The organism is Flavobacterium rhamnosi, from assembly GCF_048286515.1.
Lineage (GTDB): Bacteria > Bacteroidota > Bacteroidia > Flavobacteriales > Flavobacteriaceae > Flavobacterium.
This window is the reverse complement of record NZ_JBLVPS010000046.1, coordinates 1-4,739: the sequence shown is the minus strand read 5'-3', so window position 1 is coordinate 4,739 and position 4,739 is coordinate 1. Positions and strand designations below refer to the sequence as shown.

Below are 4,739 nucleotides of genomic sequence, written 5' to 3'. Positions count from 1 at the left end.
GAATAGAGGACCATCGCTAACAAAACTAACGTTTCATTTAACTATACCAATATTATGAATAAATTTTCATTTTACAAGGGTGGTTCGGCTTTTTGGTACCTGATTCTTTTTGGGTTATCATTATCCTACACCCCAGCTCCAGCAAAAACCGCACTGAGGCAACTACAGTCCCTACCCCAGCAAAGCCAGATAAGTGGCACCATCACTGACGGCACAAGCCCTTTACCCGGGGTTACCATTTCCATAAAAGGCCAGCAAAAAACGGCAGTCTCTGATTTCAATGGGAAATATACCATAGCCGTAGCACCGGGCGACATTCTTATTTTTTCGTACCTGGGCTTTACCACCATTACAATCCCTGTCGATGGCCGCTCCCTACTCAATATTCAGATGGAGCAAGACGCTACCGCTTTGCAGGAGGTTCGCATCAATGCGGGCTATTATTCTGTAAAAGAAAGCGAACGCACCGGAAGCATCGCTAAAATTTCCGCGGCTGCCATCGAAAAACAACCTGTCACGAGTGTGCTTGCTGCCATGCAAGGGCGGATGGCCGGGGTGAACATTACACAGGAAACCGGTATCGCCGGTGGGGGGTTTTCAATACAAATACGCGGACAAAACAGTTTGCGAACCCTTGGAAATGATCCCTTGTACATCATAGACGGTGTGCCGTATTCTTCCGAAGCTATCGGAAACAGCATTACTTCGTTCGTGCTTTCCAAAGCCTCAAGTCCGCTGAACAGTATCAATCCGGACTCCGTTGAAAGCATTGAGGTGCTTAAAGATGCAGATGCCACGGCCATTTATGGCTCCCGAGGGGCCAATGGCGTTGTGCTTATTACAACTAAAAAAGGAAAAGAGGGTAAAACAAAGTTCACTGCCAACTATTCCAGGGGGCTGGGTCAGATCACCCGCTATATGGATTTAATGAACACGCAGCAGTATGTGCAAATGCGAAAAGAAGCTTATGCTAATGACGGCATTAGCACCTATCCTTCCAACGCATACGATTTGAACGGCAGATGGGATGCCAGCAGGTATACCGACTGGCAAAAGGTGTTGCTCGGCGGTACGGCTGACTTTACCACCCTGGGCACATCTGTCTCGGGGGGAAATGCACAAACGCAGTTCCTCTTGAGTGGGAATTATGCAAGGCAAACCACAGTGCTGCCAGGGGATTTTAGTTACACTAAAAAAGGGTTTCTGCTGAATCTGAATCATGCCTCTGAAGATAAAAAATTCAAGGTTACTTTCTCCGGTGGCTATACCCTGCAGGATAACAACCAACCGGCCATGGACTTCACCCGCGAAGCCAGAACAATTGCTCCCAATGCTCCGGCACTGTATGATGAGCTGGGCAACTTAAACTGGAAGTTCTTCAATAACCCACTTCGGAATCTCCAAGGGAAGTTCAAGGCCAAAACCAACGATCTCATCGCCAACACCTTGCTTTCCTATCAGCTGACAGACGCATTGGAGGTGAAATCCAGTTTTGGATTTACAGATTTACGCCATCTTGAAACCAGCACCTCCCCCTCCACCATATACAATCCTGCCTTTGGATTTGGCAGTGAATCATCAACGATTTACAGCGATACTGCAAATCGGCAGTCCTGGATTGCAGAACCGCAGCTGAACTGGCGCAAAGCACTAGGCAGTGGAAAAATCGAAGTGCTCGTGGGTGGTACCTTCCAGCAGCAAAAGGGCAGCCAATTGGTGCAGCAGGGCACAGGATTCTCCAGCAATAGCCTGATTTATAATCTCGCCTCTGCCTCCACCATTGCGGTACTGAGTGCCAGCGAAAGCGTGTACCGCTACCAGGCCTTTTTTGGCCGCGCTAATTTCAATTGGCAGAATCGGTATATCCTTAACTTCACAGGACGCAGGGATGGTTCGAGCCGCTTCGGACCGGGGAATCAATTTTCCAATTTTGGCGCAGTTGGCGCAGCATGGCTATTCTCCAGGGAAGCTTTCCTGGACAATAGTAGCTTTTTAAGTTTTGGAAAACTAAGGGCAAGCTACGGCACCACCGGTAATGATCAAATTGGCGATTACCAGTATTTAGACACCTATTCTTCATCAGGGCTCAACTACGAGGGCACAATCGGTTTAGACCCCACCCGACTTTTCAATCCCAATTTTGGCTGGGAATCCAACAAGAAACTGGAAATAGCAGTAGAGGCCGGTTTGCTCAAAGACCGATTGTTTTTTACCGCTGCCTGGTACCGCAACCGCTCTTCCAATCAGTTGGTGGGTACTCCTTTGCCGGCAACCACAGGCTTTACCTCGGTGCAGGCGAACCTGAATGCCACAGTCGAGAATAGTGGAGTCGAATTGTCCCTGCGAACCGTTAATTTCCAAAAGGGGTCCTTCAGCTGGACGACCAACCTGAACCTGACCCTGGCCAAGAACAAACTAGTGTCCTTTCCCGATTTGGAAAGCTCAACCTACCGCCGTCAGTTTGTCATTGGAAAAGCCCTGAACATCCAAAAGGTATACCACCTGATAGGGGTGAATCCACAAACGGGCATTTACCAGTTTGAAGATGTGAACCAGGACGGTCAGATTACAGCTGCTGATGACAAACAGACCGTAAAGGATCTGAATCCAAAGTATTATGGAGGCTTGCAGAACCAACTTAAATACAAGCAATTGCAATTGGATTTCTTATTCCAATTTGTAAAGCAAGAGAATTGGAATGCCGCCAGTATGTTTGGGGTTCCCGGCACGAGATCCAACCAGCTGGCTGCTGTTACTAACCATTGGCAAACACTAGGGGATGTGGCTACTTATCAGGGCTATACCTCGGGCACGAACTCCAATAGGGTGCAGGCTTATTACAATTATATGGAGAGTGATGCTGCCATTACCGATGCTTCCTATATCCGTTTGAAAAACATTTCATTCTCCTATAGCATCCCTGAAAAATGGCTGAAAAGTGTTCAATGCCAATTGTTTCTTCAAGGACAAAATTTGCTGACCCTTACCAAGTACAAAGGAGCTGATCCTGAATTTAAGGCAGTCGGTTATTTACCGCCTTTGAAAGTGTTTACCACCGGAGTACAACTCACCTTTTAATTTTTAAGAAAATGAAAAAAAATAACAATAGTACCAGTACTGGTAAACCCATCACCCGGGCTCACATCCCATTTCGGGATTGCAACGCAGTCCTATTTAAAGCCACGCTGCTTCTAGTGGTAGCACTGGCCTGTTTTGTGCAAGTGGCCTGTGAGGATTTTGTGGTTGTATCCCTTCCTAACTCACAGCTGACTGCTCCGGTGGTTTTTGAGGATAAAGCCACAGCCAATGCCGCCATGGTTGCTGTCTATGCAAAAATTAGAGAAAACGGCTTGTTAAGCGGCACGGCATCGGGGCTCTCCCATCAGCTGGGCAATTACAGCGATGAGCTCACGTATTTTGGCAATCCCCTGAACACTTCTCTGGATTTTTACAACAATACGCTCCTGGCTTCGAATCATGAGTTGGCTGATTTGTGGAACAGCAGCTACAATCAGATTTACACTGCCAATGCGGTACTGGAAGGGGTGCAACAAGCAACACTATTGCCTGCTGCCACGAAAGAGGAGCTGGCAGGCGAAGCCTTATTTGTAAGGGCGCTGCTTCACTTCTATCTGGTAAACCTCTACGGGGCTATCCCCTATGTTACCACTACCGATTACAAGCACAATAGCATGATATCCAAAACCCAGGCAACGGCCGTTTATGAATTGCTAAAGAATGATTTAAACCAGGCCATTAGCTTACTGCCTTCCGAGTATGTAACGCAGGAAAGGGTACGTCCCAATAAAGCCACTGCCCGTGCCTTGCTTGCCCGATTGAATCTCTATACCGGCAACTGGGCCGAAGCTTCGAGCGGGGCCTCCGCGGTGCTAAACGACACTGATTTATACACCTGGAATGACGATCTGGATTTGGAATTTCGCAAAGAAAGTACCGCCACCATCTGGCAGCTGATGCCCGCACTGGAGGGTAAAAATACCGAAGAAGGGATCACCTTTATTTTCGCTTCAGCTCCCCCGCCATTATCGGCCTTAAGCGATGCCTTTGTGGCTTCTTTTGCTGGCGGTGACCTTCGCAAGACCCACTGGATAGGCACAGTGACTTCGGGCTTGTCCACCTGGTATTATCCCTTTAAGTATAAGGAATCTGAATATACTGGTGGCTCGGTAGAATACTCCATTCTTTTTCGACTGGCAGAAATGTACCTGATCCGTGCAGAGGCCAGGGCGCATCTGGGAGACCTTCTTGGTGCAAAGGAAGATTTGAATATCATCAGGGCCAGAGCCGGGCTCGGTACTACGGCTGCAACTACTGCAACAGAGATTATAGCGGCGGTCCTGCAGGAAAGACGCTTTGAATTCTTTACCGAACTCGGGCATCGCTTTTTTGATTTGAAAAGAACCAATACCATTGATCCGGTATTGTCTGCACTAAAACCGGGTTGGGAGGCAAAAGACAAATGGTTTCCCATTCCCGCTTCTGAAATTGAACTCAATCCCAATTTAGGTCCACAAAACCTGGGTTATTAAATCTAAAAACATGAAACAGTATAACACTACTCAAGCAGCTCCTTTATTGTTGCATTTGCTGCGCTCTTTTGGTTTTTTATTTGTTTTGTTAGTAGCCTGCCCCCTTATGGGGCAGGTGCAACAAAAAAAGCAGCTGACCCCTGCAGACTATCCATTGTGGAGTACGCTTTCTCCTGGTGCAATTTCACA

General features: G+C 47.6%; 2 protein-coding genes. Both read left to right on the top strand.

The annotated features are described in order from the left end of the window. Positions 1-54: 54 nt before the first annotated feature. Complete coding sequence (locus ACNQGN_RS18800; RefSeq protein ID WP_417989359.1) at positions 55-3,078, top strand: SusC/RagA family TonB-linked outer membrane protein; 3,024 nt, start codon at positions 55-57, stop codon at positions 3,076-3,078. An 11-nt stretch (positions 3,079-3,089) separates the two neighbouring features. Further along, positions 3,090-4,550 carry a RagB/SusD family nutrient uptake outer membrane protein gene (locus ACNQGN_RS18795; RefSeq protein ID WP_417989358.1) on the top strand — a complete coding sequence of 487 codons (1,461 nt, stop codon included), beginning with the start codon at positions 3,090-3,092 and terminating at the stop codon, positions 4,548-4,550. Positions 4,551-4,739 lie beyond the last annotated feature (189 nt).